This is a genomic window from Reyranella humidisoli (assembly GCF_019039055.1).
Classification (GTDB): Bacteria; Pseudomonadota; Alphaproteobacteria; order Reyranellales; family Reyranellaceae; genus Reyranella; species Reyranella humidisoli.
The window spans coordinates 736,764-761,943 of the sequence record NZ_JAHOPB010000002.1; the positions used below are offsets into that span (position 1 = coordinate 736,764).

The window sequence follows — 25,180 nt, forward strand, 5'->3', positions numbered from 1 at the left end:
GGGCGACCGGTGTTTCTCTCGGGGGACGGTTGGTTGGGAGGGCCACGGGTGCGCGCCTAATCCTTGGCGCGTTCCATGTAGGTGCCTTCTTCGGTGTTGATCACCAGCCGGGTGCCGACGCCGATATGCGGCGGCACCATCACGCGGATGCCTCCCTCGACGATGGCAGGCTTGTAGGACGAGGAGGCGGTCTGGCCCTTCACCACGGCATCGGCCTCGGTGACGGCGAGAATGACGGTCTTCGGCAACTCGGCGCCGACCGGCGTGCCTTCATAGAGCGACACGGTCACTTCCATGCCGTCCTGCAGCCAGCGCGACTGATCCTCGTCGAGGACGTCGGCGCCGACCACGAGCTGCTCGAAAGTCTCCTTGTCCATGAACGTGAAGCCGGCCTCGTCCTTGAACAGGTAGGTGCACTCGCGCTCGTCGATGTGGACGCGCTCGATGGTCTCGCCCGAGCGGAATCGCTCCTGCAGTTTGTTGCCTTCGCGCAGCGCCTTGGCTTCGATGGCGACGAAAGCGCCACCCTTGCCGGGGCTGATATGCTGCACCTTGGAGGCGACCCAGAGCTTGCCGTTATATTCGAGAACGTTGCCGGCTCGGATGGAATTGACTTGGACTTTCATGGGTTTACCCGGCCCTACCGCTGTCTCGGATGAATGGAATTCGGCCTCGTCCGCGAGGGCGGTTCGAGGCCGGCGCGGCCTTCTATCAAAGGCGGCCCGGGGTCGCAACCGGCCGGCCACGGGCCCTCCGGGGCTATTTGAGGCCCAATTCGGCCTGCTTCTTCTTCGAAAGGCCTGCCGCGATGACGGCGTGGGCCTGTTTCAGGTAGGCGCGCGTCTCGGCCGGAGTCAGGACCGAGGGATCTTCCAGGGCAACCCATGTGGCGCGGGCGAGGTAGGGGGCTGGTTTGAACCCCTTTGCATGGGACAGCGCCTCGAAATGCTCCGGCGGGCATTTGAAGCAGAGGCGCGCGACCGAATGGCCGGGCGGACCGATCAGGCAAAACATCTTGCCGCCGACCTTGAAGACGGTGACGCCCTCCCATTGCACCGTCCTGGTGGCTGCTGGCAGCCTGCGGCAATAGGCATCGACCTGCTTCGGCGTCATGACGACATCCTACACGCCGTGCCGGCGGCGTGCGATGCTGGCGCATGACCGATTGGCGTCCCGACAGGCTTGAGCGGCGCCTGCCGCATCTCCAGGCGCGTGCCCGGCTGCAGGCCGCGATGCGGCAGTGGTTCGCGGGCGAAGGCTTCCTGGAAGTCGAGACGCCTATCCTGCAGGCCGCGCCCGGAGCCGAAGTCCATCTCACCGGTTTTGCCACCGAATGGGAGCTGCCCGACGGCGAGTCGCGGGAGCGCTGGCTCCACAGTTCGCCCGAGTTCGCGATGAAGAAGCTGCTGGCAGGTGGACTGCCGCGGATATTCCAGTTCGCGCGGGTGTTTCGCAACGCCGAGGGCTCGGCGCTGCACCATCCCGAATTCACGATGCTCGAGTGGTACCGCTCGGCCGTGGGCTACGAGGCGATCATGGCGGATTGCGCCGCGCTGCTCGCCACGCTGGGCGTCGATCAGCTCCGGTGGAACGGGCATGTCTGCGATCCGAGGGCCGAGCCGGAGCGGCTGACGGTCGCCGACGCCTTCGTTCGCCATGCCGGCGTCGACCTGTTCGCGACCATGGGCAATGCCGAGGCGCTGTCGGGAGCCTCCGGCGTCGCGATGCATGCGGGCGATACCTGGGAAGACGTCTTCTTCCGAATCATGTTCGAGAAGATCGAGCGGCGGCTCGGCATGGGCCGTCCGACCATTCTCTGCGAGTACCCGATCTCGATGGCGGCGCTCGCCCGCGCCAAGCCGGGCGATCCTCGGGTGGCCGAGCGATTCGAGCTGTATGTCTGCGGGGTGGAACTGGCGAATGCCTTCGGCGAACTCACCGATCCGCGAATCCAGCGCGAACGTCTCGAAGCGGACATGGACCTGAAGGATCGGCTCTATGGCGTGCGCTGGCCGGTCGACGAGGATTTCCTGGCCGCGCTCGATCACGGCCTGCCGGACTGCTCCGGCATCGCGCTCGGCTTCGACCGCCTGGTCATGCTGGCGAGCGGCGCGGGCCGCATCGAGGACGTTCTATGGTTGCCCGTGCGCTGAGAAGAGCTCGTTGAAGGCCCGGACAGCCGCCTCGGGACCGTCGCCGTAGTTCCAGACACCGCCGGACACGGCGAGGAAGTCGACGCCGGCGACGAGCAACGGCTTGCAGTTCTCGACCGTGATGCCGCCGATCGCGACGCAGGGCACCTGCATCAGCGCGCTCCACCATTCGACGATCTCGATATCGGCGGGCGTGGTGACCGTTTTTGTGGTCGAAGGGAAGAAGGCACCGAAGGCCACGTAGTCGGCACCGGCCTCGGCCGCCTCCATCGCAAGATGTCGCGACGCCTTGCAGGTGACGCCCACCTGCCGGTTGGGTCCGACGATCCGGCGCGCCTCGGCATAGGGCATGTCGTCCTGGCCGACATGCACGCCGTCGCAGTCGAGTTTCACCGCCAGGTCTGGCCGGTCGTTCATGATCAGCGCCGTGTCGCGCTGCTGGCAGATCGGCCGCAACGTGTCGGCGACGCGGGCGATCTCGTCGTCGGGAACGTCCTTCAGCCGGAGCTGGAAAGCCGCAACGTCGCCGCCGTCGAGGGCGGCACGCAGTTCGTCGGCGAAGATCGACGGATGCTCGATGCGGGCGGGCGAGATGAGATAGAGACGGGCGGTCACGGGCTTCCTGATTTTCGTGTGGTGTATGCGGAACCCGGCGCCGCGTCGAGAGGCGGGCGGGGAAATCCTTCCGTTGTCTTGCCGCGGCGGCATGGGCTAACTGACGGCAGCCTTCTCGCCAGGAACCATGAACAAAGTCAGCAAGACCATTCTTTTGGTGCTGGTGTCGACCGCCGCCAGCGTCCTGGCCGGGATCGCCATCGCCGCCTACCTGACCATTCCCAGCATTCCCCTGATATCCGAAGGCGACCGTCTCCTGGTGTTCGACCCCGAGATCGGCGCGAGGGCCAATCCCAGCTCCCACGCACGGCGCATCTACCCGGCCGTTCGCGACCGCCAGACATTCGCCTTCGACATCTACACCGACGATCGCGGCGCGCGGGTCGACGGACCGGGGCAGCGCAGCCCGGCCCAGGTCGATGTCCTCGTGGTCGGCGACTCATTCTCATGGGGCTATGCGCTCGCCAATCCGGAAACCTATGCCCGGCATCTCGCGCGTGAACTCGGGACAGGCGTGTCGAACTTCGCGATGGCGGCCTACGGCACGACCCAGTCGCTTCAGATGCTGCGCCGAAACGGCGATCTCAAACCCAAGCTGATCGTGTACGGGATCATCGCCCATCACTTCGAGCGGAACGTGATGCCGTGCCTCCCGTCCTACTATCCGTTCTGCTTCGATGCCTCGCACGTCACCTGGAACGCGGCGGGAGAACCCTACATCGCCCCGCCCGAGAGCAACGGCGTGCGTCGTTTCCAACGCCATCTTGCGGGCGACTTCACCAACCCGGTCACCTGGCTGACGCACGGCGTCGATGTCATTCGCGGCCGGATCGAATACGCCCAGGCCACCTACAGCACGCCGACCGACCGGAAAAAGGAAGAGGCGCTGGGCTATCTGCTGCGCGAGATGGAGCGGTCGGCCACGGCGATCGGGGCCAAGCTGCTCGTCGTCTATCTGCCGACGAATTACTACTCGGCACCCGAAGCGCTGCCCCGCCTGATCGGTGACATCCGGCTCCTCGACCTCACGCAAGCCTTCCAGCGGGAGAGGGACAAGGGCACCAATCTCTACATCGTGGGCGATGGGCATCCCAACCGGGCCGCCCACGAACTGATCGCGCGGGAGATCGCGAAGTACGTTCGCGACAACGGCCTGCTTTAGCCGCGGTCGAATCTGAGGGCATTCCCTTCCGCCGGAGCAAGGCGGGACCGCAAGCCGTGGATGTCACCCAGCACCCAGAGATCGCGAACGAGCGGGCCGTCGAACGTAAAGATGGGTGCGCCGTACCACCAGACCCTGCGATTGGTCGGCGGCTCGCCGAACAGCGTGCGGCGGTGAATGCCATGGAAACGCAGCTTGCCCGATACTCGGCTGCCTTCTTCCACGAGTTCGAGGATGTCGGACGTGTAGTCCTCGAGGGTTTCCGTCAGCCAGGTCACATAGTTGCCGAACTGCCCGTGGCCCACGAGTACGGGACCGAGCGACCCGCGAAAGGTGAAGTCCGGGTGGAATATCGTCGGAACGAGGCTGAGGTCGGCCTTGTCCCACAGGTCCTTGTAGAACACGCGCACGACATTCTTTTGCGCGCTGAGACGTGACGGCGTGAGGTCGATTTCCTCTTCGTGGGGCAATTCGGGATGGTGTTTTTGACGATGCGTCATGGGAGTGACCTCGCGGGAGCCGCTCAGGTCATTCATACGAGGAGTCCCTGGCCGACGGCGCTCGTGAAGTCGAGCTGGACGATGAGGTCGTTGAAGTCGCGGTCACCGCCGCCGTACAGGTCTTCCCAGCCCCAGGTGTTGGCGCCGTAGTTCCAGAGATGGGCGACATGGCTGCCGTTCACCACCTCGTTGGCCTGGCTGAAGGCCCAGAAGACGTCGCCGTTGGTGACGTTGGTGAGCTGCATGGCGATCAGGTCGCCGGCATCGACGCCAATAATCTGGCTCTGCGCCGCACTGCCGTCGCCGGGGCCGTTGATCGACGAGCCGCCGCCAATCACCTCATAGGCATTGACGCTGGCGAGGGCCGCATAGCCCGCCTGGTTGGGCGCCACGCCGTTGATGGTACCGTTGTAATCGTCGACCTTGTAGAGCATCAGCGAGAGGTCGGCACCGGCGACCTGGCGCATGCGCACGACGACGTTCAAATCGTCGGCACCGCCCGCAGTCTCGGCGACAGCGACCGCCTGCGCGAGGCGCACCGAGTTGCTGGCATCGGAAAAGAAATCCGCGAAGCCGAACGAGGCGCTGAGACTTGCCTGCGCCGCAACCGTCGTCGTGCCGTTGAAAGTGACCGACACGCTGTCTCCGTTGGCAACGCTCGCCTGCGTTAGCGTTCCCTGTGTCCTGCCGTCGAACAAGGCGAGCAATGTGCCGTCGAAGTCGGTCTGCAGCGACTGCTGCGCGAGCTGGCTGGTCCAGGCGTATGTCGCGTGCGCGGCGCTGCTGGCATCGATTGCCGTCGAGCCGGTCGTGACGGTGACGGTCGCATCGGCGTTTGCGGTGGTCTGTAGCAGCAGCGTCTGCGTCGTGCCGCTGGTCCAGCCGCCCAAGCCGTTGGCATCGATCACGTCGGGTGTCGTGGCGAAATGGACCTGAGCGTTCGTGATTTCGGAGATCGCGCGCGCCAGCAGCAGGCCGTTGGGGGAGCCGAGGCCGGAGGCCAGGTCGTAGCCCTGGTCGGCCTCGTAGCCGTGGCCGGTCGGTGTGATGTCCTGACCGTCCGAATGATAGGTGCCGTTCAGGTAAAAAGACGAGGTGTTGTTGCCGACCCGAATATCGTTGAAGGATCCCGGTGCGACGGCGGCCGCAATATAGAGCAGGTCGGTCATGTACCCGAGCTTCAGGTGCATTCCCTGATCCAGCAGGATCGCGTTTATCTGGATTGCAAGCGAGGCCCAGAGCGGCGTTGCCGCGCTTGTTCCGGCGTCTCCATGCGTCTCTTTCATATCCGGCTTGGGCACGAGGTAGAAAAGGTTGCCGCCGGCATTGGCCGATACGTCGGGCACGCCGCGACCGGTCAAGGCCTGTCCGTCCGTTGTCGTCGGCGTCAGCCCGAAGGCAGTCTGATACCAAGGGATGGCCTGCGTGGAATCCACGCCGCCATTGCCGGCAAGGTTCCCGAAGTAACCTTTCTCGGCAAAGGTGTTGTCGTCGAGCGAATAGGTATTCCACACGGTCTCGATCAGGCGGTCGCAGTCCAGGGCGTTGGCGGGCAACACGTTGAGGCCGTTGGTGACCAGCCGCCAGATCGTATCGAGATCGCCCGCCAGGGCCTTGGCCATGATGGTGGATAGCGTCGCATCGGTTGTCGCTATTTCCATGCTGCTGAGCGACGTGCCGCCAACGATGACGCTGTACTGGCTGGCGCGCGCGCCGCTTACGTTCGTCAGGCCGTTTGCGGTCTGATATCCCGAGCCGCCATCGCCCGCCGATGAGAATACGGTGATGCCGGCAAGGGCGGCATCGATCAGGAGTTGGTTGACGGCGAAGGCAAAAGGCGAATCCGGAGTCATCTGCGAGGTGGCAAAACGCTCGGATGAGGAGATCACTTCGGGGTCGTGGCGGGTGTCCCAGATGGCGGCCTGATACGTGGTGAAGGGTTCGGACTTGGCATCATCCTTCTTGCCCGAACCGGCGTAGAGCACGAGCTTGCTCTGAGGGTTGATCGTCGTGGCGATTCCGACATCCAGTGAGCGCTCGCCGCTCGTCTTGTCCGCATCGCCGCCCGGGTCGACACCCACCGCGTCGCCCGGCGTGTCGATGCTGGCGCCCTGCCGATAGGTGGCGAGCAGGCTGGCGAAGTCGTTGTCCTTTACCCTGATCCCCAGATCGGACTCGAGCAGGCCGATGGTGCCGGTCTGAACGCTGAGGCTGGTATCACCCGTCAGGGGGAAATTGTAGTAGTTGGCCGCTATGTCGGAGGGATAGAGCGCCTTGTCATCCGGTCTCAGCGTAGAGGCATTGCCGACGCTCTGTGATCCCTGATCCAGTGGCGCCGGGGTCACGCCCGTCTTGTCGGGCAACGCCGTGGTGAACTCGTAGCTGTCGAACCATAGCCCCGCCACGCCCTGAGCGCCGGAGAGTTCCGTCGGCAGGGACAACTGGCCGTCCCAGTACCATGTCGCTTTTCCGGTGGCCGTTTGACCCTGTAGCAACTTCGTGTCGAAGAGGGTTTCGAATGCAGACTTGTCGAGCTCTACCCAAAGGGTGCGGGATTCGACCGAGGAGATGTATTGCGTGCTCGTCGTCTCGAAGTCGCGGATCTTGATGTTGACGTCGGGTGACTTCAGGAAATCAACGGCCTTTTGGTAGGCCTCTGCGTTCGCCCCGTAGGTCGACCAGAGCGTGCCCGCGCTGGTCATCTGGGCGATTTCCTGTTGGCGCGTTCCCCAGTCCTGACCGAGCAGGGCTTCGAGCTGCGAGGCTGGCGCGTTGCGCTCGAATACGAGGGCGACGTTGACCTTGAAGTCGTCGACGACTGTTCCGCCCGAAAGGGGAACGACGTCGCTGCGATACCCTTGAAAGTCGAGGAAAGAAGAGTTTTCAAAGGCAACGTAACTAATCGTCATATTTGAAAGCTCAGTCGGAAACTCCCCAAGCGAAGGTAGTCGGTGGTCCGGAGTCGGTCAAACGGAAGCCAGGCAGCAAAAAAAAGGCGCCGGGTTACCCGGCGCCTTTTGAAACTCCTGCTAGTGCCGATGCCCTACATCTTGCCCTGGTAGATGCTGATGATCTTGTCGAGCATGTCGAGCGCATCGGCGCGCGGGCGCTGGAAGGTGTTGCGGCCGATGATCGAGCCGTTGGCGCCGCCGTCGCGCAGGCCGCGGATCTCGGTGAACAGGCCTTCGAGATCCTTCGCCTCGCCGCCCGAGAAGACGACGATGCGGCGGTTGTTGAAGGTCGCCTGCATCACATGCTTGATGCGCGCGGGCAGGGTCGAGATGTCGACGTTGGCCTTCTCGTAGGCGGCCTTCGCCTCGGGCTGCCACAGCACGTTGGTCGGCGGCTTCACCTTGATGATGTGGGCGCCGAGCAGGGCCGCGATGTGGGCGGCGTAGGCGCAGACGTCCATGGCGGTCTCGCCCGCCTTGTCGAGCTTGCCGCCGCGCGGATAGGACCACATGACGACGGCGAGGCCGACCGACTTGGCCTCGGCCGACAGTTCGCGGATCTCTTCCATCATCTCGTACTGGTCTTCGGCGCCCGGATAGATCGTGAAGCCGATCGCCGAGCAGCCCAGACGCAGCGCGTCGGCCACCGTGGCCGTCACGGCCTGGTCCTTGTTGGTCGACAGCGAGTTGGCCGAGTTGCACTTGAGGATCGTCGGGATCGCGCCGGCGAACGTGTCGGCTCCGGCCTCGAGCGGGCCCAGCGGGGCGGCATAGGCGTTCAGGCCGGCGTCGACGGCCAGCTGGTAGTGGTAGTGCGGATCGTAGGCATCCGGATTCGGCGCGAAGGAGCGGGCCGGGCCGTGCTCGAAGCCCTGGTCGACCGGCAGGATCACCATCTTGCCCGTGCCGCCCAGGCGACCATGCATCAGGATGCGGGCCAGGTTGGCCTTGGTGCCGGGGCAATCGCTCTCGTAGTTGTCGAGGATTTTCTTGACGGTACGGGTGATCTTCACGGTCCAGCTCCCAGGGCGGTTCATTCGAGGGGAAACGGAGCCGGTGATAGCGGTGCCGGGGGGCAGGTTCAAGCCCCGGCGGACCCGCTACCGGCCCGACTACCTGCCGCATCATTGACCCCGGGGCGGAGCTATGGACAGGCTGCGGCCCCCTGTTTGCCACAATGCGACTGGCGAAACGGATAGAGGAGTATTGGTGCCGTCTCCCTCTTTGCCTCCGCGACCCGCGTCGTTCGCGGCGCGCCTGCCGTTCTTCTTCGGCTGGGTGATCATCGCGATTGCGTTCCTGACCGTCGCGGTGAGCGTGACCACGCGCACGGCCTTCTCCCTGATGTTTCCGCCCATCGTCGACGAATTCGGCTGGGATCGTGGCCTGGCGGCGGGCGCCTTCTCCTTCGGCTTTCTGGTGTCGGCGGTGATCAGTCCGGTCGTCGGCCGGACCATGGATCGTCGTGGGCCCCGGTTCGTGATCGAGATTGGCGTCGTGCTGACGGTGGCGGGCCTGCTGGGCGCGACCGTGATCGACGCGCCGTGGCAGCTCTACGCGACACTCGGCGTCCTGGTGGGGGCGGGCGCCAACTGCATGAGCTTCTCCGTGCAGTCGCAGTATCTGCCCAACTGGTTCGTGCGCCGCCGCGCGCTGGCGACCGGCATCGCCTTTTCCGGCGTGGGCGTCGGCGCGATCCTGATCCTGCCCTGGCTGCAGACGATCATTCTCAAGGACGGCTGGCGGAGCGCCTGCTGGGCGCTCGGGCTGATGACCCTTTTCGTCCTGCTGCCGCTGAACCTGTTCGTGACCAAGCGGCCGCAGGATCTCGGCCTGCTGCCGGACGGTGCGAAGGAAGCAGGGTCTGCCGCCGCGCGGCGCGCCGCGGCCATCGTCGATCCGCGTTGGGCCGCCGTCGAATGGACGGTCGCCAGGGCCGTGCGGACGCACCGCTTCTGGTGGCTGTGCATCGGCTTCTTCAGCACGGGCTACGCCTGGTATGCGGTCCAGGTGCACCAGACCAAGTACCTGGTCGAGATCGGCTTCAGTCCGATGCAGTCGGCCTGGGCGCTGGGCCTCGTGGCGATGGTCGGCATTCCCGGCCAGATCCTGCTTGGCGCCTTGTCGGACCGCATCGGCCGCGAGATCGTCTGGACGATCGCCGGCACGGGCTTCGTGATCTGCTACGGGGCGCTCCTCGCGCTCGCCGGCGGACCGTCGCAGCCGCTGCTCTACCTCATGGTGCTCTCGCAGGGCGTGCTGGGCTACTCGTTCACCAGCCTGATGGGCTCGGTGGTGGCCGAGATTTTCGAAGGCCCGCACTTCGGCTCGATCTTCAGCATCATCATGGTCTCGCTGCTGGCGGGCGGCGCCGCGGGACCGTGGATCACTGGCGTTCTGTACGACATGGAAGGCTCCTATCGTGCAGCGTTCGTTGTTGCGCTGGGTTTCAGCGCGCTGGGGGCCGTCTCGATCTGGTTCGCATCGCCCGGCAAGGTCCGGATGGTTGCCGGGCGCGCCAGGGTCTGAGCTGTCTACTCGTTGAGGCCTTTGCCGGGATACGGATGGGTAGCGATCCAGTGCTTCGCAATGTCGAGGCGCCTGGTGACCCAGACGCCCTGGTGCTGCTGCACATAGTCCAGGAAACGCCAGAGGCCGGCCATGCGGGCGGGATGGCCGATCAGACGCTGATGCAGGCCGACCGACATCATCTTGGGCTGGGTCGAGCCTTCCTTGTAGAGGACGTCGAAAGCGTCCTTTACCAAGCCGAACCACTGGTCCGAGTGGACCATGCCGGCGGCGTACTTGCCGTCGTTGTTGGTCAGCGAATAGGGCACGATCAGGTGCGGCTTGCCCTCGACGGTCTGCCAGAAGGGCAGTTCCTCGCCGTAATAGTCGCTGTCGTAAGTGAAGCCGCCTTCCTCGATAAGCAGGCGGCGCGTATTCACGCTCGGTCCATAGCGGCAGTACCAGCCAGCCGGCCGCTCGCCGACCGTCTGCTCCAGCGACTTGATGGCCTTCCGGATGTGCTCGCGTTCCTCCTCTTCGGAGAGCTGGAAGTGGCGCACCCAGCGCCAGCCGTGGCAGCAGACGTCCCAGCCGGCGGCCCGGATCGCCTCCGCGGCCGGCAGATTGCGCTCCAGCGCGAGTGCGCAGCCGAACACGGTGAGCGGCAGGCCACGCTCCTGGAAGGCGCGATGGATGCGCCAGAAGCCGACGCGGCTGCCATACTCGAACATGCCTTCGCCGGCGAGATCGCGGCCCTTCAGTCCGATCGAGGAAGTGCTCGACTCGGTGAGCCCCGTCTCGGTGTAGCCCTCGCCATCCTGGACCGACGGCTCCGAGCCTTCCTCGAAGTTCACGACGAAGTTGATGGCGAGCCGGGCGCCGCCGGGCCATTTCGGGTCGGGCGGATTGGCGCCGTAGCCGACGAGGTCGCGTTTCGGTTCCCAACTCATGACGGTCTCCTCACCAGTTCGGCGCCCATCTGACGGGCGATGTCGGCAATCTTCTCATTGTGCTTCGCCATCGAGATCTTGCGGACGCCGGTACGCAGGCAGGCGAGTGCATAGCCCGGCGTGTCGCCGCAATCGACGATGAGCGTGAAATCGACGTCGGGGAACTCCTGCCGCGCGCGCGTCTGCAATGCGCCCAGGTAACCCGCGCCATAGATCGCGGCGGCATCTTCAGGCGTCAGCAGCACCGGCGCCGTGCCCGCCGCGCGTGCGGCCAGCAGCGCCGCCTCGGTCTGCTTCCAGTCTCGTACCAGGATTACGGGGCGGTCCATCGCCGCCACAATACACGGTGTCACTCATTCAGGCCTTTGCCCGGATAGGGATGGGTCTTGATCCAGTGGCGGGCAATGTCGAGGCGACGGGTCACCCAGACGCCTTCATGTTTCTGGATGTGATCGAGCAGGCGCTGCAGGCCGACGGCGCGGGCGGGATGGCCGATCAGGCGCATGTGCAGGCCGATCGACATCATCTTCGGTTGGGTGGCGCCCTCGCGGTAGAGCATGTCGAACGCGTCGCGCACGAAGGAGAACCACTGGTCCGACGTGCCGATGGAAGCGCCGAACTGGCCGTCATTGTTGGTGACGGAGTAGGGCACGACGAGCTGCGGCTTGCCCTCGACGGTCACCCAGAAGGGCAGCTCCTCGCCGTAATAGTCGCTGTCGTAGAGGAAGCCGCCTTCCTCGACGACGAGGCGGCGTGTGTTCACGCCGGGCCCATAGCGGCAGTACCAGCCGAGCGGGCGCTCACCTGTCATCTTCTGGATGGCGGCGATGGCCTTGCGGATGTGGTCGCGCTCCGTGGCCTCGTCGAGCTCATAGTGCTTGATCCAGCGCCAGCCATGCGAGCAGACGTCGAAGCCCGACCTGGCGATGGCGGCAGAGGCTTCGGGATTGCGCTCCATCGCAAGGCCGCAGCCGAAGATCGTCATCGGCAGGCCGCGTTCCTGGAAGAGGCGCATCAGCCTCCAGAAGCCGACCCTGCTGCCGTATTCGAACAGCCCCTCGGCCGCGAGGTCGCGGCCCGTGATCGACTGACCCATGCCCGCGGCATCGCTGAGTCCGATCTCGGTATGGCCCTCGCCATCCTGGATGGAGGGTTCGGAACCTTCCTCGTAGTTCATGACGAAGTTCACGGCGATTCTCGCGCCGCCGGGCCATTTCGGGTTGGGCGGATTGGCGCCGTAGCCAATGAAATCGCGGCGAACCTCGTAGGGCATCGGGGGGCTCCGGCTCAGGGAATGCGGACGGTGAAGGGGGGGACCGGCACGAACTCCTCATCCCCCTTGCCGCCGTCGCGCCACATGAAGACGGCGAAGCGGCCGGGACGGTCGAGGACGGTGAGGCCGTGGTGCCACGTGTTGGCCCGGTAGGTGACACCCTGCTTGCCGGTGGCGATGAAGGCGCGCACGCCCGCGAAGTCGGGGCCGCCGGCCGCCGCGTGCGGCGCCACGACGATCAGGTAGCGGCTGACGTCGAGCGGCATGAAGGTCTGAGAGGAAAATTCGTGGCGTTCAAGATAGTCGCTGCGCAGCGGCCGCTCCGGCGTCTCGGCCTTCAGGCTGACCGAGAGGCTGGCGTGGGCCGTCGGGCGGAGATTGCCCAGCGCATCCTCGTAGTAGGTACGGCCGGCAGTGTCGGGCACGTCGATCACGTCGCCGAAGGGAGCAAAGGCTTCTTTGGTGAGGGGCTGGGGGATCAGTTCCATTGGCGGGTCCTCGTCAGTCGCGCATGCGGCGGGTCAATCCCACCGTCCATTCCATGACCAGCATCAACAGGAAGGCCGCGGTGATCAACACGCCCGACACCGCGGCGATGCGCGGATCGAGGGTGGATTCCATCATGCCCCACATGCGGATGGGCAGCATGTCGGTGCGTGCCGTCGACAGGAACAGCGAGACCGGCACGTTGTCGATCGAGGCCATGAACGCGAGGAACGCGCCGGCGAAGATGCCGGGCGCGATCAGCGGCAGGGTCACGCGGCGCAGCGTGTAGAACCAGCTCGCGCCCAGGCTCTGCGAACTGTCGTTCAAGGCGGGGTCGAGCTGGGAAAGGCTGGCGCTCGTGGTGCGCAGGATGAACGGCACGGTCACGATCATGTGGCCGGCAATGATCAGGTTCAGCGACGGGCGGAAGCCGATCAGCGTGAAATACATCAGGGAGGCCAGGCCGAACGTGAGTCCCGGCAGCACGAGCGGCGAGAGGAAGAAGCCGTCGGCCACCCGCGCGAGACGGTGCCGGTTGCGCGCGATGCCGAGCGCCGCCATCGAGCCCAGCAGCACGCCGAAGCCGGTCGACCACGCCGCCACCTCGAGCGAGTTTCCGACGGCGCGGTGGATCTGGCGGGACTTCGACGGATCGAACAGGGCCTCGTACCACTGCAACGAAAATCCCGTCGGCGGGAACTTGAGCGACCGGCCTTCCGTGAACGACGTGGTGAGGACGATCACCACCGGCGCCACGATGATGAACAGGGCGGTCGTGGCCAACGTCCAGATCACCACGCCGTAGGAAATGTCGCCGAAGCTTCGCCGCCTACCCATGGACATAGCCTCCAGAACGGCGGCCGAGCCACGACAGGGCGCTGACGACGGTGAGCACGGAGATCAGCAGGGCGATCGAGACCACAGCGGCGAACGGCCAGTTGAAGACGACCAGCGACTGCTGCCAGATGAGCAATGGCAGGTAGATGAGCCGCACGCCGCCGATCACGCTCTGCGAGATGAACGCGGTGGTCGAGCTGGCGAAGACCAGCAGGCAGCCGGCCACCAGTCCCGGCATGCTGAGCGGGACGATCACGGTGAAGAGGGTACGCCAGCGCGAAGCACCCAGCGCCGCCGAAGCGTCGCGCAGGTTGGGATCGAGCCGCGACATCACGCTGATCAGCGGCAGCAGCATCAGCGGCATCTCGATCTGGGTCAGGGAGATCACGAGGCCGAGCTCGGTCTGCAGGAGGCGCAGGGGCTCGGAGATGAGACCAAGCTGCATCAGCACGGTATTGACCACGCCTTCGCGGCCCAGCACCACGATCCAGGCGAAGGTGCGGACCACCACGGAAAGCAGCAGGGGCATCACGATGACGAAGATCAGCACCTTCTGCACGCGTGGCGATGCATCGAGGTAGACCAGCGCCAGCGGGTAGCCGATCAGGATGGTGGCGCCCACCGTCTTCACGCCAAGCAGCATCGTGTCGGCGATCACCTTGTAGCTGAAGGGATCGCCGAGGAACTTGGCCCACTGGCCGAAACCCGGCTGGCTGATCTTGTCGTCGTTGAAGAAGCTGACGCCGACCAGCATGAGCAGCGGCGCCAGGAAGATCGAGGCGAAGGCCAGCGCGAGCGGCAGCGCGAGCTGCCACTCGGCGAGGACGGAGCGCTTTCCTCCCCCTTCAGCGGGGGACGTGGCGCCGCCAGGCGACGGAGGGGTCATCGTGCGCATCGATCATGACCCCTCCGCCCCCGATAACGGGGGCACCTCCCCATTTGAATGAGGAGGCAAGCTGAAATCACTTGGCCATTTCCTTGTTGAACTTTTCGATCCAGCCGGCGCGCAGCGGATTGATCTTGGCCCAGTCGTGGCGGATGAAGCTCGACATCTCGTCGAGGCTCTTCATCGGCAGGTAGTCGGGGAGCGGCACGTCCTTGTTGACCGGCACGAAGTTGTAGGGCGGCTTGGTCAGCGCCTCCTGCACCTCCTTGCCGGCGACGAGGTCGATGTACTTGTAGGCGTTGTCGGCATCGGCCGCGCCCTTGGCGATGTGCAAGGTCGTGAGGAAGGTGATGGCGCCCGTCTCGGGCTTCACGAATTCGATGTCGACGCCGCGGCCCTTCAGCGTCGCGACGGTCTGGGTGTTGGTGTAGATCACGTCGCATTGGCCTTGCTGGAAAAGGCCCGGCATGGCGGCCGGCTGGCCGACCGCGGCGATCTTGGGCAGCACCTTCTTCAGCTCCGCGAGTGCCGGCTCGATGTTGGTCTCCGAGCCGCCGAACACCTTGGCGATCTCGATCAGGGACACCGTCCCGAAGGTCGTCTGGAAGCCGGTGATGCCCAGCCGCGAGACCCACGGATCGCTGAACAGATCCTTCCAGCCCTTCGGCGCCGGTACCTTCTTGGGATTGTAGGCGATGCCCACGACCTGCGCGTTGACGCCGACGCCCCATTCGTCGACCAGGCCGGCTGGCAGCTTGGACGCGTTGGTGAGCTTCTTGGCATCGAGTTTCTCGAACAGGCCGCCCTCGATGGCGGTGATGCGCGGGCCGGGATCGAGCACGAAGGCATCGAACGGCGGCGCCCCGCGCGCGGCCTTGGCTTTGGCCACCTGATCGACGGCGAACAGTGGCTGAAGCTCGAGATCGATGCTGTCCTTCTTCTTCAAGGCCGGGGCCACGATGGCGCGGAATGCCTCCTCCCAGGTGCCGGGATAGATGGCGGCGGCGACGCTGCCTTTGGCATATGCGATCGAAGGGAGGAGAGAGGCGCCTCCGAGGGCGGTAGCGCCGGCGAGGAGATGTCTGCGGGTGATCATGGAAGAGTCTCCGTGGTTGTCAGGTTGAACGCGGGAAAAGCGTGGGACGCGCGTCGGCGGCCAGGGCGCAATAGGCGCGGGCCGCCTCGCTTACGACCGTGCGGCGTGGCTCGATGATCTTCAGGAACGTGCCGTCGGCGGTGCGGGCCTCGTGCACGAGCTGCGCGCCGATGGGCAACGCGAGACCTGGCTCGATCTTCCAGCTATCGGGGCCAGGGACGGAGGAAAGGGCCAGCTGCTCGGGCCGGACCGACATGTGTACCGGTGCGCCAAGACCGATGCCGGCGGGCGCGGGCAGGCTGAGGCTGGCGCCGGCATCCAGCGCGATCGTCGCCATGCCGTTCTGAAGAGAGGCGACCTTGCCATTCATCAGATTGGTGGTCCCGATGAAACCGTTGACGAAGAGCGTCTGCGGCCGGTCGTAGATCGCGACGGGTGTATCGAACTGCTCGACCTTGCCCTTGTTCATGACGGCGATCCGATCGGCGACGCTCATCGCTTCGTCCTGGTCGTGCGTCACGAGAATGGTGGTGAGGCCAAGCGTCCGCTGCAGGCGCTTGATCTCGATCTGCATGTCGAGACGCAGGTTGCGGTCGAGGGCGGCGAAGGGCTCGTCGAGCAGAAGGATCGAGGGCTCGATGGCAAGTGCACGCGCGAGCGCCACGCGCTGCTGCTGGCCGCCCGAGAGCTGGCGCGGCAGGCGCTGGTGGAAGGCACCGAGCTGGACGGTGTCGAGGAAGCGCGAGACCGTGGACTGGACCTCCGGCCCGCGGTTCCCGCGAGCGCGCAGGCCATAGGCAACGTTCTCCGCCACCGTCATGTGCGGGAAGAGGGCGTAGTTCTGGAAGACGATGCCGATGTTGCGCTGGTTGGACGGGAGATGGTCGATGGTCGCTCCATCGACCCGCACGCGACCGGTGGCCTGCCGGACGAAGCCCGCAATGACCCTGAGAAGCGTGGTCTTTCCACATCCGGAAGGGCCGAGCAGGGCGACGACCTCGCCGGGCTCGATGGCGAGCGTGACGCCGTCGACGGCCAGCGACTGTCCGTAGCGGACGCTCAGGTCCTCGAAGTCCAGCGCACGCGCCGCCTTGTTTGTCGCTACATCCTGCAAATGTGCCGCCTCCCGCAGGCGACAAACGCAAGGGGCATGCCAACCATCGGCAGGTCCCTCATGCCGGGAATTGTTCCCGCCACGACGCCGCGATCTCGTCGCGCCGCGCGATCCACACTTTCTCGCCGTAGGAATCGAGCAGGGCGAGCACGCGCTTGAAGGCGGCGAAGCGGCCGGGGCGGCCGGCGATGCGCAGGTGCCAGCCGATGTTCAGCAGCTTCGGATGGCCGGCCTCGCCTTCCTCCAGCAGCATTTCTATGGCGTCGCGTACATAGTCCACCATCTCGTCGGCGCGCACGAAGCCGTTGGGATGGAAGAACTTCATGTCGTTGCTGTCGAGGGCGTAGGGCAGGACCAGCAGAGGATGTTGCGGGTCGGACCTGTCCCAATAGGGAAGGTCGTCATCGAAGCCGTTGCTGGCATAGCCGAAACCCAGTTCGCGCAGGATCGACCGCGTCTCGCGGCTCTCGCTGCCGCGACAGAAAAAGCCCGTGGGTCGCTGGCCCGTGGCCTTTTCCATGGCCTCGACGCAGCGCCGGAGATCCTGCAATTCGTCCGTCCGGTCGGCGTAGTCGGCATGGGGCCGCCACAGCCAGCCATGGCAGGCGGCCTCGTGGCCGGCGTCGACGATCCGCCGGGCGAGCTGCGGCAGGCGCTCGACCGCGCGACCGCACATGTAGAAGGTGACGGGCCGCCGGTGCTTCTCCAGCGCGGCCAGCATGCGCCAGATGCCGGCGCGCATGCCGTAGGCGAAGATCTGCTCGTTGCCCTGGTCCCAGCGGCCGGGTGGCACCACGCTCACGACCTCGGAAATCTTCTCGGCCTGCGGGTCGCCGTCGCTGACGGCCAGCTCCGCGCCTTCCTCGAAGTTGACCACCATCGAGACGGCGAGTTTGGCGTCCCCGGGCAGCTTCCAGGCCGGCGGCGTGCCGCCATAGCCCACCAGGTCGCGCATCTGGCTCACGCCTTGCATGTCTTCCTCCAACAGGATGTGCACATTTCTTGACGTTATGTGCACATAATTTTACCAATCGGCGGCAGGCCCATGACCGAACTCCACCGCGATCTCGACCCTGAAACAGCCTTGGCAGGCCAATGGTTCGAGCATCTGCGCACGCATTCCAGGGGCCGCCTCGGCGTCACCCGCGCGTCCTACGGCGAGGGCGAGCAGATGGCGCACGAGCTGATGCAAGGCATCGGCCAGTCGCTGGGGCTGGAGAAGCGCATCGATGCCGCCGGCAATCTCTATCTGACCCTGCCGGGGCAGGACCGCTCGCTGCCCGCCATCATGACGGGTTCGCATCTCGATTCGGTGCCGGAGGGCGGCAACTACGACGGCGCGGCGGGCGTGGTCGCCGGCATGGCGATGCTGGCGCGCTGGCACCGCGCCGGCCGCCGGCCGAAGCGCGACATCACCGTGATGGGCGTGCGCGCGGAGGAGCTTTCATGGTTCCCCGCGCCCTATATCGGCAGCCGCGCGGCCTTCGGCCTGCTGGAGCCGGAGGCGCTCGATGCCTGCAAGCGTCCCGACACCGGCCGCTCGCTGGCCGAGCACATGAGGGAGTCGGGCTTCGCGCCCGAGCGCATCCGCGCCTGCGAGCGGCAACTCGATCCCGCGCGTATCGCCTGTTTCCTCGAACTCCATATCGAGCAGGGACCGGTCCTCGTTGATCATGGCCTGCCAGTGGGAATCGTCACCGGCATTCGAGGCAACCTGCGATACCGCAATCCGCATATCGTCGGCCGATATGGCCATGCCGGCGCCGAGCCGAGACTTTCGCGCAACGACGCGGTGATGGCCGGAGTGGAATTCGTGTCGTGCCTGGAAGCGCTCTGGCTTGAACATGAGGCGGCCGGCAAGGATCTCGTCTGCACCGTCGGCCAGTTCCACACCGACACGGCCGTTCACACGATGACCAAGATCCCGGGCGAACTCTGGTTCTCGATGGACATCCGCAGCGAGGACAACGAGGTGCTGCTCGCGGTCGATCGGCGGCTGCGCGAGATCGCCCACGAGATCGGCGCACGGCGTGGCGTCACGATCGATCTCGGCGCCTTCACCAATGCCAAGCCCGGTCCGATCGATCGCGCGCACCGTGTGCGTATCGAGCGGCTGGCGACCGAACTCGGCATCGACGCGCTGCCGATGGCCAGCGGGGCGGGGCACGACGCGGCGGTGTTCGGCATCATGGGCGTGCCGACCGCAATGATCTTCATCCGCAACGATCACGGCAGCCACAATCCCGACGAGGCCATGGACCTCGCCGATTTCGCGCAGGGACTCCGTTTGCTGGTTGCCGCGGTGGAGGAGATCGATGCCGCGTAAGCCGATGAAGGGCGACGTCGCCGCCGACGAGGCGGTGTATGGCGCGATCCGGCGGGCGATGCACATGGGCCGGCTGGCGCCCGGCACCAAGCTGCAGGAGCCGGCGCTGGCGCGCGTGCTGGGCGTCAGCCGCGAGCGCGTGCGCAAGGCGCTGCACCGGCTGGTGCACGAGGGCTGGCTCACCGCGATCCCCAACCGCGGCACCTTCGTGCCTTCGCTCACGGTCGAGGAGATGCGGGAGATCTACGACGTCCGCTCGATGCTGGAGGCGGCGATCGTGCGCCGGCTCAGCGAAGGCCACACTACGGCGGCTGCAAAGCGCCTCAAGGCGCATGTCACCGAGGAGAAGGCGGCCACGCGCCGCGACGATCGCGGCCGGCTGTTCGAATTGTCGGGCGAGTTCCACGTCCTGCTCGCGGAGCTTTGCGGCAACGACGAGCTGACGCGGCTGTTGCGCGGCCTGCTCACGCGCTCGACCATGCACTTTTCGATCGCCGCGCCGCAGCAGCTCACGAACTGCGCCGGCCCTCACGATCACGGCGACATCGCCGAGGCGATTCTGGGCGGCAAGGAAGACAAGGCCGCGAAGCTGATGCTCGGCCATCTCGCCGGTCTCGTGACACTGCAGGCCTCGCGCGCGCCCGAGCGGCAGTCCACCGATCTCGAAGAGGCATTTCGCGGCATCAAGGCACGCGAAACGAAAACGGGCGCCCCGCAGGGCGCCCGTTCGAGTTGAGAAGGCTTCGACCGGCCTTAGAGCTTGCCCATCGCGACGGCGGTGTCGGCCATGCGGTTGGAGAAGCCCCACTCGTTGTCGTACCAGCTCATCACGCGGACCAGCGTGCCTTCCATGACCTTGGTCTGGTCCATGTGGAAGGTCGACGAGTGGCTGTCATGGTTGAAGTCGATCGAGACGTTGGGCTGGTCGGTCCAGCCCAGGATGCCCTTGAGCTGGTTGGCGGCGGCCAGCTTGATGGCCTTGTTGATCTCTTCCTTGTCGGTTTTGCGCTTGGCGACGAACTTGAAGTCGATGCACGAGACGTTCGGCGTCGGCACGCGGATCGACACGCCGTCGAGCTTGCCGTTCAGTTCCGGCAGCACGAGGCCGACGGCCTTGGCGGCGCCGGTCGAGGTCGGGATCATCGACAGCGCGGCGGCACGGCCGCGGTACATGTCCTTGTGCATCGTGTCGAGCGTCGGCTGGTCGCCCGTATAGGCGTGGATGGTCGTCATGAAGCCGTGGTCGATGCCGACCGCGTCGTTCAGGACCTTGGCGACCGGGGCCAGGCAGTTGGTCGTGCACGAGGCGTTCGAGACGATGACGTGGTCCTTGGTGAGCTTGTCATGGTTCACGCCGTAGACGACCGTGAGGTCGGCGCCGTCGGCCGGCGCGGACACCAGGACACGCTTGGCGCCGGCGGTCAGGTGGGCCGAGGCCTTGTCCTTCGAAGTGAAGATGCCGGTGCACTCCAGCGCGATGTCGACGCCCATCGCCTTGTGCGGCAGCTTGGAGGGATCGCGCTCGGCGGTGACCTTGATCGGGCCGCGGCCCACGTCGATCGTGTCGCCGTCGACCTTCACTTCGCCGTTGAAGCGGCCGTGAACCGAGTCGAAGCGGAAGAGGTGAGCGTTGGTCTCGACCGGGCCGAGATCGTTGATCGCCACGACCTCGATGTCCTTGCGGCCGGACTCGATGATGGCGCGCAGCACATTGCGGCCGATGCGGCCGAAGCCGTTGATTGCAACACGAACAGCCATGTCTTTCCTCCGTTTATGACGCCAGCCGACGCGCCGCTTCCGCGATCGCCTCGGCGGTGATGCCGAAATGCTTGTAGAGATCGGATGCCTTGGCCGAAGCGCCGAAGCCCTTCATGCCGACGAAAGCGCCCTTGGCGCCGAGCCAGCGTTCCCAGCCGAAGCCGGTCGCCGCCTCGCAGGCCACGCGCACGGTGCCGTCGGCACCCATGACCCTGTTGCGATATGTGTCGTCCTGCGCCGAGAACAACTCCCACGACGGCATTGAGACAACGGCGGCCTCCTTGCCTTCTTTAGTCAGGAGATCGCGGGCCGCCAGAGCGAGCTGTACTTCCGAGCCTGATGCGATCAGGCGGATGGGAGCGGACTCTTCGCCCGCCAGGATGTAGGCGCCCTTGGCGCACAGGTTCTCGTCGCCCGCGCCGCGCAAGGTCGGCAGGTTCTGGCGGGTGAGGGCGAGGATGCTCGGCGTGTGCTTCGCCTCGAGCGCGATCTGCCAGCATTCCGCGGTCTCGATGGCGTCGGCGGGACGAAGGACCTGCAGGTTGGGAATGGCGCGCAGGGCGGGGAGATGCTCGACCGGCTGGTGGGTCGGGCCGTCCTCGCCGAGGCCGATCGAGTCGTGCGTCATCACGTAGATGACCCGGATGCCCATCAGCGCCGAGAGGCGGATCGATGGCCGGCAATAGTCGGTGAACACCATGAAGGTGCCGCCGTAGGGAATGACGCCGCCATGCAGCGCCATGCCGTTCATCGCCGCGGCCATCGCGTGCTCGCGGATGCCGTAATAGATGTAGCGGCCGGCGGTATCGGTGCGCGAGGCGCCCTTCAGCGTGGCCGTCTTGGTGTTGTTCGAGCCGGTCAGGTCGGCCGAGCCGCCGATCGTGTCGGGCAGCACCGGGTTGATGACCTCGAGTGCCTCCTGGCTCGACTTGCGAGTCGCCCAGGCGGGCTTGTCGGCAGCGAGCTTCGCCTTGAAGGCCGCGATCGCCTCGCCGACGGCCGGTGGCAGGTCGCCCTTCTGGCGGCGGTCGAACTCGGCGCGATCCTCGGGCGCCATCGCGGCGAGGTTCTTGTTCCACTTGCGGCGAGCCGACTTGCCACGGGCGCCGATCTTGCGCCACGCCGAGAAGATCGCCTCGGGAATGTCGAACGGGCCGTGGTTCCAGCCCAGCTTGGCGCGGGCGCCGGCGATCTCGTCCTTGCCGAGCGGCGAGCCGTGCGTGGCGGCGGTGCCGGCCTTGGTCGGTGCGCCGTAGCCGATCACCGTCTTGCAGGCGATCAGCGAGGGCTTGTCGGTGACGTTACGCGCCTTGCGGATGGCGCGCGTGACGGCCTCGGCATCATGGCCGTCGACCGAAAGGACGTGCCAGCCTGCGGCGGCGAAGCGCTTCTTGTGGTCTTCCGAGGTCGACAGCGAGGTCGGGCCGTCGATCGAGATGCCGTTGTCGTCGAACAGCACGATCAGGCGGCCGAGGCCGAGATGGCCGGCCAGAGTGATCGCTTCCTGGCCGACGCCTTCCATCAGGCAGCCGTCGCCGGCGATGACGTAGGTGAAGTGGTCGACGATATCGCGGCCGAAGCGCTCGCTGAGCGCACGCTCGGCCAGCGCGAAGCCCACCGAGTTGCCGAGGCCCTGGCCCAGCGGGCCGGTCGTCGTCTCGATGCCGCTCGCATGGCCGTACTCGGGATGGCCGGCGGTTCGGGCGCCGAGCTGGCGGAACTTCTTCAGCTCGTCGAGGGTCATGTCGGCGTAGCCGGTGAGATGCAGCAAAGAATAGAGCAGCATCGAGCCGTGGCCGGCCGACAGGATGAAACGGTCGCGATCGGGCCAGTTGGGCTCCGAGGCGTCGAACTTCAGGAACCTTGAGAACAGGACGGTGGCCACGTCGGCCATGCCCATCGGCATGCCGGGATGCCCCGAATCCGCCTGCTGCACGGCGTCCATGGCCAAGGCCCTGATGGCGTTCGCCATATCGCGCGGGGCAGCGGTCTGTTCGGTCATTTTGAGCTTGTACCGTATGGGTTTTCGAATGGCGCGCAACATGACGACCACCCCATGGCGCGTCAATGCGCAAAACCGCAGCCAAGGCCAACATATTGCGGGCTTTTACCCCTCTCGGGGGCAAGATGTTGACCGCTCACAGGCACACCTCTTATCCTTCGCCGATGGAGCAGATTCAGCCGGGCGACGAACGGCGATCCGCTGTCGGGGGAACGATGTCCAGGGCAGCCACCGCAAAGGACCGGGTCGACAGCGCGCTCAGCCGGCTCGAGGCGATGGTCGACGAACGACTGAGCGCCGAACAGGCTCGTTCCGAGGAACTCTCTGCACGCCTCGCGAAGGTCGAGAGCGAGCATGAGGAATTGAAGCGGGTGGCGATCGAGGTCGAGGCCCGGCTCGAACGGGCGATGGAATATATTCGTTCGCTGCTGGCTGCCGACCAGTCGTAGGGATTCATCCTTTTCCTCCCCAGGGCAGGAGTGCGTCGCCGAAAGTGACGTGGCAGACTGCGACTACCCTCAAACGCCGGATAAGGCGCAAAAAGTAGGAGAAGCGGAAAATGCCGCAAGTATCGGTTCAAATCGCCAATCGCACCTATGAGCTCGCCTGCGGTGAGGGCGAGGAAGCGCGCGTCCAGGAACTGGCCGCCTATGTCGAGGAAAAGGTCAGCGAGCTTCGCCGCCAGCTTCCCGGCACGCCGGAGTTCAAGCTGCTGGTATTCGCCTCGCTGCTGCTCGCCGAGGAAAGCCGCGAAGCGCGCGGCGCCGCCAAGGCAGCCGAGACAGCCCGTGCCAGCGCGACGGACAGCGCCGAGACGCTGGCGACTGCGCTGGAGGACCTGATCACGGCGCGTGTCGACAAGATGTCGAAGAAAGTCAGCGGCGCGGCGTGAAACGAGGTCGCGACCGCGCATTGCGGTAGCCGCCCCGAGTGCCTAGATTGGGTGCGGGGCGGATTTCTGCGCGGTGCGTAGGTCGCTTAAAACCCCGGGGCCAATAAGAACTCCTGGGAGTTGTACCTAGCCTTGACCCTGGTCTTGGCTACACGACGCCCACCTGCTTTTGCAGGCCTTGGTGGTTCTACGAGCTACGGCCTATCGTGGAGCCGCCCCACTCGAATTCCGGCAGCGCAGGATGACCCTGATCGACAGCAAGCGGGCCTTGCGCGCCGCCATGCTGGCCAAGCGCGAGAACCTCGGCGACGTGGCCCGCCGCGCCGCCGCGGCGAGCCTTCGTGAACAGTTTCTCCTCGAATCGCCGTTCCAGTCGCCGGCCGTCGTGTCTGGCTTCTGGCCGATCAGGGATGAAATCGACATCCGTCCGCTGATGGATGCTCTGGTCGACAAAGGCTGCCGGCTCGCGCTGCCGGTGGTGCAGGGCCGGGGCCAGCGTCTGCTGTTCCGTGCCTGGCGCCCCGGCGAGCCTTTGGAAGCCGGGGTGTTCGGCACTCTGCAGCCTCCGGCCGCCTCCGGGGCGATCGAACCGGACGTGCTGATCGTGCCGCTGCTCGCCTGTGACGGCGAAGGCTGGCGGCTGGGTTACGGTGGCGGCTTCTACGACCGCACGCTCGTGGACCTGCGCCGGCGGCGCGCGGTGACGGCGATCGGTGTCGGCTTCGATCTGCAATTGGTAGCGGAGGTTCCGCACGGCGCCGACGACCAGCGGCTGGATTGGCTGTTGACCGATCGGCGCGCTTGCGCCTTTGTCTAGCGCATGAAAATCATGTTTTGCGGCGACATCGTCGGCCGCGCCGGCCGCGACGCGGTCGTCAAGGAAGTGCCGCGGCTGCGGCGCGAACTCGGACTGGATTTCGTGGTCGTCAACGGCGAGAACGCGGCTGCCGGCTTCGGCATCACCGCCAAGATCTGCGCCGAACTCCATGAGGCTGGGGTCGATTGCATCACCACCGGCAACCATGCCTGGGACCAGCGGGAGATCATTCCCTACATCGCGCAGGACAAGCGCCTGTTGCGGCCGATCAACTTCCCGCCGGGGACGCCGGGATGGGGCGCCAACCTGTTCCAGACGCCACGCGGCCAGAAGATCGTGGTGATCAATGTCATGTGCCGGCTGTTCATGGACGCGCTCGACGACCCGTTCCGCGCGCTGGACGCCGAATTGTCGAAATATGCCCTGGGCCGCGGCGCGCAGTTGATCCTGATCGACGTTCACGGGGAGGCGACGAGCGAAAAGCAGTCCATTGGCCATTTCTGCGATGGCCGCGCCTCCGCGGTCCTGGGCAGCCACAGCCACGTCCCGACGGCCGACGGTTGGGTCCTTCCGGGTGGGACCGCCTATCAGACCGATGTGGGCATGTGCGGGGACTATGACAGCGTCATCGGCATGAAGAAGGAGGTCGCGATGCAGCGATTCATCCGGAAAATGCCGGGCGAACGCCTGTCGCCGGCCGAGGGCGAGGGTACTTTGTGCGCCGCGGTGGTCGAAACCGACGACCGGACCGGTCTCGCCAGGTCGATCCGGCCGGTCAGGGTGGGGGGGCGGCTGGCGCCGACCGCCTGACTTTCCCGTATTTGGTATCCGTCACGCACCCTGCACACCTATTA

General features: G+C 65.8%; 26 protein-coding genes and 1 other RNA gene. 10 read left to right on the forward strand and 17 right to left on the reverse strand.

Annotation, left to right across the window (positions count from 1 at the left end; all coding sequences use genetic code 11):
- Positions 1 to 56 precede the first annotated feature (56 nt).
- The gene (gene efp, locus KQ910_RS21920) at positions 57 to 626 is read right to left on the reverse strand and encodes an elongation factor P (RefSeq protein ID WP_216965253.1); all 570 of its coding nucleotides are present in this window, start codon (positions 624 to 626) and stop codon (positions 57 to 59) included.
- A gap of 133 nt (positions 627 to 759) precedes the next feature.
- Positions 760 to 1,113, reverse strand: a complete 354-nt coding sequence (locus KQ910_RS21925; RefSeq protein ID WP_216965254.1) for an MmcQ/YjbR family DNA-binding protein — start codon at positions 1,111 to 1,113, stop codon at positions 760 to 762.
- A gap of 44 nt (positions 1,114 to 1,157) precedes the next feature.
- On the opposite strand from KQ910_RS21925, the gene epmA reads away from it, so the two are divergent.
- Positions 1,158 to 2,153, forward strand: coding sequence for an EF-P lysine aminoacylase EpmA (epmA, locus tag KQ910_RS21930; RefSeq protein WP_216965255.1), 996 nt, complete (start codon positions 1,158 to 1,160; stop codon positions 2,151 to 2,153).
- Here epmA and thiE read toward each other — a convergent pair.
- Complete coding sequence (gene thiE / locus KQ910_RS21935; RefSeq protein WP_369408418.1) at positions 2,133 to 2,768, reverse strand: thiamine phosphate synthase; 636 nt, start codon at positions 2,766 to 2,768, stop codon at positions 2,133 to 2,135. The genes epmA and thiE overlap by 21 nt on opposite strands.
- Positions 2,769 to 2,895: 127 nt before the next feature.
- Between thiE and KQ910_RS21940 the strand changes: the two genes are divergently transcribed.
- Positions 2,896 to 3,930: an SGNH/GDSL hydrolase family protein gene (locus KQ910_RS21940; RefSeq protein ID WP_216965257.1), complete on the forward strand. Its 1,035-nt coding sequence runs from the start codon at positions 2,896 to 2,898 to the stop codon at positions 3,928 to 3,930.
- Here the strand turns inward: KQ910_RS21940 and KQ910_RS21945 are convergent.
- From KQ910_RS21945 to KQ910_RS21955, 3 genes are all read right to left on the reverse strand, one after another.
- Positions 3,927 to 4,466 carry an ester cyclase gene (locus KQ910_RS21945; RefSeq protein ID WP_229600850.1) on the reverse strand — a complete coding sequence of 180 codons (540 nt, stop codon included), beginning with the start codon at positions 4,464 to 4,466 and terminating at the stop codon, positions 3,927 to 3,929. The two genes, KQ910_RS21940 and KQ910_RS21945, sit on opposite strands and share 4 nt — an antisense overlap.
- Positions 4,463 to 7,339: a DUF4114 domain-containing protein gene (locus tag KQ910_RS21950; RefSeq protein WP_216965258.1), complete on the reverse strand. Its 2,877-nt coding sequence runs from the start codon at positions 7,337 to 7,339 to the stop codon at positions 4,463 to 4,465. The genes KQ910_RS21945 and KQ910_RS21950 overlap by 4 nt, the downstream gene beginning before the upstream one ends.
- A 134-nt stretch (positions 7,340 to 7,473) precedes the next feature.
- Positions 7,474 to 8,394 (reverse strand): class I fructose-bisphosphate aldolase, encoded by a 921-nt coding sequence (locus KQ910_RS21955; protein ID WP_369408420.1) that lies wholly within the window; start codon positions 8,392 to 8,394, stop codon positions 7,474 to 7,476.
- A gap of 196 nt (positions 8,395 to 8,590) precedes the next feature.
- On the opposite strand from KQ910_RS21955, the gene KQ910_RS21960 reads away from it, so the two are divergent.
- A complete protein-coding gene (locus KQ910_RS21960) occupies positions 8,591 to 9,910 on the forward strand; it encodes an MFS transporter (RefSeq protein WP_369408421.1) in 1,320 nt (439 codons plus the stop codon).
- Positions 9,911 to 9,915: 5 nt separating this feature from the next.
- On the opposite strand, the gene KQ910_RS21965 is transcribed toward KQ910_RS21960, so the two are convergent.
- The 9 genes from KQ910_RS21965 to KQ910_RS22005 form a co-directional block, all read right to left on the reverse strand.
- Positions 9,916 to 10,839 carry an allantoinase PuuE gene (locus KQ910_RS21965; RefSeq protein ID WP_216965262.1) on the reverse strand — a complete coding sequence of 308 codons (924 nt, stop codon included), beginning with the start codon at positions 10,837 to 10,839 and terminating at the stop codon, positions 9,916 to 9,918.
- Positions 10,836 to 11,168 (reverse strand): hypothetical protein, encoded by a 333-nt coding sequence (locus tag KQ910_RS21970; protein WP_216965264.1) that lies wholly within the window; start codon positions 11,166 to 11,168, stop codon positions 10,836 to 10,838. Before KQ910_RS21970 ends, KQ910_RS21965 begins: the two co-directional genes overlap by 4 nt.
- Before the next feature lie 20 nt (positions 11,169 to 11,188).
- Entirely contained in the window at positions 11,189 to 12,112 is a 924-nt protein-coding gene (locus KQ910_RS21975) for a polysaccharide deacetylase family protein (protein ID WP_216965266.1), read from the reverse strand.
- A gap of 14 nt (positions 12,113 to 12,126) precedes the next feature.
- Positions 12,127 to 12,600 carry an ureidoglycolate lyase gene (locus KQ910_RS21980; protein WP_216965268.1) on the reverse strand — a complete coding sequence of 158 codons (474 nt, stop codon included), beginning with the start codon at positions 12,598 to 12,600 and terminating at the stop codon, positions 12,127 to 12,129.
- 13 nt (positions 12,601 to 12,613) lie between these two features.
- Positions 12,614 to 13,441 (reverse strand): ABC transporter permease, encoded by an 828-nt coding sequence (locus tag KQ910_RS21985; RefSeq protein WP_216965270.1) that lies wholly within the window; start codon positions 13,439 to 13,441, stop codon positions 12,614 to 12,616.
- Positions 13,428 to 14,330 carry an ABC transporter permease gene (locus KQ910_RS21990; RefSeq protein WP_216965273.1) on the reverse strand — a complete coding sequence of 301 codons (903 nt, stop codon included), beginning with the start codon at positions 14,328 to 14,330 and terminating at the stop codon, positions 13,428 to 13,430. The genes KQ910_RS21985 and KQ910_RS21990 overlap by 14 nt, the downstream gene beginning before the upstream one ends.
- A gap of 67 nt (positions 14,331 to 14,397) precedes the next feature.
- Positions 14,398 to 15,417 (reverse strand): extracellular solute-binding protein, encoded by a 1,020-nt coding sequence (locus KQ910_RS21995; protein ID WP_216965275.1) that lies wholly within the window; start codon positions 15,415 to 15,417, stop codon positions 14,398 to 14,400.
- Positions 15,418 to 15,436: 19 nt separating this feature from the next.
- Positions 15,437 to 16,531: an ABC transporter ATP-binding protein gene (locus KQ910_RS22000; protein WP_216965277.1), complete on the reverse strand. Its 1,095-nt coding sequence runs from the start codon at positions 16,529 to 16,531 to the stop codon at positions 15,437 to 15,439.
- A gap of 58 nt (positions 16,532 to 16,589) precedes the next feature.
- Complete coding sequence (locus KQ910_RS22005; protein ID WP_229600852.1) at positions 16,590 to 17,504, reverse strand: polysaccharide deacetylase family protein; 915 nt, start codon at positions 17,502 to 17,504, stop codon at positions 16,590 to 16,592.
- A 72-nt stretch (positions 17,505 to 17,576) separates the two neighbouring features.
- Here KQ910_RS22005 and KQ910_RS22010 point away from each other — a divergent pair, with 72 nt between their 5' ends.
- Entirely contained in the window at positions 17,577 to 18,857 is a 1,281-nt protein-coding gene (locus tag KQ910_RS22010) for a Zn-dependent hydrolase (RefSeq protein WP_216965279.1), read from the forward strand.
- Complete coding sequence (locus KQ910_RS22015) at positions 18,847 to 19,593, forward strand: GntR family transcriptional regulator (RefSeq protein WP_216965280.1); 747 nt, start codon at positions 18,847 to 18,849, stop codon at positions 19,591 to 19,593. The genes KQ910_RS22010 and KQ910_RS22015 overlap by 11 nt, the downstream gene beginning before the upstream one ends.
- Before the next feature lie 17 nt (positions 19,594 to 19,610).
- On the opposite strand, the gene gap is transcribed toward KQ910_RS22015, so the two are convergent.
- The gene (gene gap / locus KQ910_RS22020; RefSeq protein WP_216965283.1) at positions 19,611 to 20,615 is read right to left on the reverse strand and encodes a type I glyceraldehyde-3-phosphate dehydrogenase; all 1,005 of its coding nucleotides are present in this window, start codon (positions 20,613 to 20,615) and stop codon (positions 19,611 to 19,613) included.
- Between the two features lie 13 nt (positions 20,616 to 20,628).
- A complete protein-coding gene (gene tkt / locus KQ910_RS22025) occupies positions 20,629 to 22,617 on the reverse strand; it encodes a transketolase (protein ID WP_216965285.1) in 1,989 nt (662 codons plus the stop codon).
- A 215-nt stretch (positions 22,618 to 22,832) separates the two neighbouring features.
- Here tkt and KQ910_RS22030 point away from each other — a divergent pair, with 215 nt between their 5' ends.
- The 5 genes from KQ910_RS22030 to KQ910_RS22050 all read left to right on the forward strand — a co-directional run bounded on the left by KQ910_RS22030 (position 22,833) and on the right by KQ910_RS22050 (position 25,136).
- On the forward strand, positions 22,833 to 23,066 hold the full coding sequence (locus KQ910_RS22030; protein WP_216965288.1) for a hypothetical protein: 234 nt from the start codon (positions 22,833 to 22,835) through the stop codon (positions 23,064 to 23,066).
- 110 nt (positions 23,067 to 23,176) lie between these two features.
- Entirely contained in the window at positions 23,177 to 23,509 is a 333-nt protein-coding gene (locus tag KQ910_RS22035; RefSeq protein WP_216965290.1) for a cell division protein ZapA, read from the forward strand.
- 60 nt (positions 23,510 to 23,569) lie between these two features.
- Positions 23,570 to 23,726, forward strand: a non-coding RNA gene (gene ssrS / locus KQ910_RS22040) — 6S RNA.
- 24 nt (positions 23,727 to 23,750) lie between these two features.
- Positions 23,751 to 24,326: a 5-formyltetrahydrofolate cyclo-ligase gene (locus KQ910_RS22045; RefSeq protein ID WP_216965292.1), complete on the forward strand. Its 576-nt coding sequence runs from the start codon at positions 23,751 to 23,753 to the stop codon at positions 24,324 to 24,326.
- A 3-nt stretch (positions 24,327 to 24,329) separates the two neighbouring features.
- On the forward strand, positions 24,330 to 25,136 hold the full coding sequence (locus KQ910_RS22050; protein ID WP_216965294.1) for a TIGR00282 family metallophosphoesterase: 807 nt from the start codon (positions 24,330 to 24,332) through the stop codon (positions 25,134 to 25,136).
- Positions 25,137 to 25,180 lie beyond the last annotated feature (44 nt).

Bases quoted from the DNA above. Each gene is read 5' to 3' on its own strand.
- epmA (WP_216965255.1), top strand. From the start codon at position 1,158: ATGACCGATTGGCGTCCCGACAGGCTTGAGCGGCGCCTGCCGCATCTC.
- KQ910_RS22015 (WP_216965280.1), top strand. From the start codon at position 18,847: ATGCCGCGTAAGCCGATGAAGGGCGACGTCGCCGCCGACGAGGCGGTG.
- efp (WP_216965253.1), bottom strand. From the start codon at position 626: ATGAAAGTCCAAGTCAATTCCATCCGAGCCGGCAACGTTCTCGAATAT.
- KQ910_RS21990 (WP_216965273.1), bottom strand. From the start codon at position 14,330: ATGCGCACGATGACCCCTCCGTCGCCTGGCGGCGCCACGTCCCCCGCT.
- KQ910_RS22050 (WP_216965294.1), top strand. From the start codon at position 24,330: ATGAAAATCATGTTTTGCGGCGACATCGTCGGCCGCGCCGGCCGCGAC.
- KQ910_RS21925 (WP_216965254.1), bottom strand. From the start codon at position 1,113: ATGACGCCGAAGCAGGTCGATGCCTATTGCCGCAGGCTGCCAGCAGCC.
- KQ910_RS22045 (WP_216965292.1), top strand. From the start codon at position 23,751: ATGACCCTGATCGACAGCAAGCGGGCCTTGCGCGCCGCCATGCTGGCC.
- KQ910_RS22005 (WP_229600852.1), bottom strand. From the start codon at position 17,504: ATGCAAGGCGTGAGCCAGATGCGCGACCTGGTGGGCTATGGCGGCACG.
- KQ910_RS21950 (WP_216965258.1), bottom strand. From the start codon at position 7,339: ATGACGATTAGTTACGTTGCCTTTGAAAACTCTTCTTTCCTCGACTTT.
- KQ910_RS21975 (WP_216965266.1), bottom strand. From the start codon at position 12,112: ATGCCCTACGAGGTTCGCCGCGATTTCATTGGCTACGGCGCCAATCCG.
- KQ910_RS21985 (WP_216965270.1), bottom strand. From the start codon at position 13,441: ATGTCCATGGGTAGGCGGCGAAGCTTCGGCGACATTTCCTACGGCGTG.
- KQ910_RS21945 (WP_229600850.1), bottom strand. From the start codon at position 4,466: ATGAATGACCTGAGCGGCTCCCGCGAGGTCACTCCCATGACGCATCGT.
- KQ910_RS22010 (WP_216965279.1), top strand. From the start codon at position 17,577: ATGACCGAACTCCACCGCGATCTCGACCCTGAAACAGCCTTGGCAGGC.
- KQ910_RS21995 (WP_216965275.1), bottom strand. From the start codon at position 15,417: ATGATCACCCGCAGACATCTCCTCGCCGGCGCTACCGCCCTCGGAGGC.
- KQ910_RS21970 (WP_216965264.1), bottom strand. From the start codon at position 11,168: ATGGACCGCCCCGTAATCCTGGTACGAGACTGGAAGCAGACCGAGGCG.
- KQ910_RS21940 (WP_216965257.1), top strand. From the start codon at position 2,896: ATGAACAAAGTCAGCAAGACCATTCTTTTGGTGCTGGTGTCGACCGCC.
- KQ910_RS22030 (WP_216965288.1), top strand. From the start codon at position 22,833: ATGTCCAGGGCAGCCACCGCAAAGGACCGGGTCGACAGCGCGCTCAGC.
- gap (WP_216965283.1), bottom strand. From the start codon at position 20,615: ATGGCTGTTCGTGTTGCAATCAACGGCTTCGGCCGCATCGGCCGCAAT.
- KQ910_RS21965 (WP_216965262.1), bottom strand. From the start codon at position 10,839: ATGAGTTGGGAACCGAAACGCGACCTCGTCGGCTACGGCGCCAATCCG.
- KQ910_RS22035 (WP_216965290.1), top strand. From the start codon at position 23,177: ATGCCGCAAGTATCGGTTCAAATCGCCAATCGCACCTATGAGCTCGCC.
- tkt (WP_216965285.1), bottom strand. From the start codon at position 22,617: ATGACCGAACAGACCGCTGCCCCGCGCGATATGGCGAACGCCATCAGG.
- KQ910_RS21980 (WP_216965268.1), bottom strand. From the start codon at position 12,600: ATGGAACTGATCCCCCAGCCCCTCACCAAAGAAGCCTTTGCTCCCTTC.